Genomic DNA, 293 nt, shown 5'->3' on the forward strand with positions numbered 1-293 from the left:
GTTTAATTGTCTCTTTTATCGGTTTTCGTATGCTATTTCCTCAACCTCATGCTGAAGAAAATACCATGGTTGAGAACAAAACTGAAGAGATGAAGAAGCAAGATTCACCCAATATCGCCTTCGTTCCCCTCGCCATGCCTAGTACGGCAGGTCCCGGGACTATCGCGATGATCATGAGCAGCGCCTCGGCTATCAAAGATGGCGTGGAATATCCCGCATGGGTTATCACTGTCACACCGGTTATCGTTTTTTTACTCATTGGCCTGATTCTTTGGGGGAGCCTGCGGAGTTCC

General features: G+C 47.8%; 1 protein-coding gene. It reads left to right on the top strand.

Annotated elements, in window-relative coordinates:
• Positions 1–293: MarC family protein (locus ACMV8I_RS21430; protein ID WP_498867152.1), on the top strand; the 293-nt coding region annotated here is incomplete at both ends.

It is taken from the genome of Ewingella sp. S1.OA.A_B6, assembly GCF_049889095.1.
GTDB lineage: Bacteria > Pseudomonadota > Gammaproteobacteria > Enterobacterales > Enterobacteriaceae > Ewingella.